This is a genomic window from Mesorhizobium sp. M0833 (genome assembly GCF_040319905.1).
Lineage (GTDB): Bacteria > Pseudomonadota > Alphaproteobacteria > Rhizobiales > Rhizobiaceae > Mesorhizobium.
The window spans coordinates 1-783 of sequence record NZ_JAMYOQ010000097.1; the positions used below are offsets into that span (position 1 = coordinate 1).

The window sequence follows — 783 nt, forward strand, 5'->3', positions numbered from 1 at the left end:
CAAAGATGAAGTCGACGTCGTTGGCGCGGCACCGGTCGATGACCTGCGGGTTGCAATAATGGCTATCGCCGCGGAGCAGGATTCGAATGTTCGGCCAGTTGATCCGGATCGCCCGCACCAGACGGCGCAGGTGGGGGCGGATCTCAGCCCCACTCGGCCGCTTGGCCGGTCGCAGGATCGCGCTGACGAACCGTCCCGCACCATCGAACACGACGATCGGCTGGAAGCCGTACTCGTCATGGTGGGCATTGAACAGGCGAAGCTGTTGGCCTCCGTGCACAGCGTCGAAGGTGTCGTCAATGTCGAGTACGATCCGCTTCGGCACCTGCCGGAACGAGGCGCAATAGAGATCGACCATCGCCCGTCCCATCGCGACCAGCTCCCGCACGCCGGGTAGGTTCTCCAGCCGGCACAGCGTCGATTGCGACGCCAGATCCCGACCCGACGGCAGCGCATCCTGGGCCATCTTGAAGACCGGATCGCAGCGCAGCCGGTTGGCGCGTTGCCGTCCTCGTAGCCGGCGGCGATCATCTTCATGCGAAAGCCGATCATGTCCGCCAGGCTGTGGACGACCTGGTCCGGGCAGCGCGGATCGTCGATGCAACGCGCCAGACGCTCGGCCACCCGCAACCGCTTTTCCACCTCGGCCAAGGCCAGAACGCCGCTGTTGGACGACAGCATGCCGCCGTCGAAACGGGCGACGACGGACTTGCCGCCGACTGATGACAAACCGCTCAGCGGCAGCGCAAGATCGTTCATGGTGGGTGTGGTCTCCGGGAAATG

1 pseudogene is annotated in these 783 nt (G+C 64.9%); it reads right to left on the reverse strand.

Features of this window, described 5'->3' with window-relative positions:
* Positions 1-759, reverse strand: a pseudogene (locus NKH98_RS32950) (IS1380 family transposase); the annotation flags it as partial.
* Positions 760-783 lie beyond the last annotated feature (24 nt).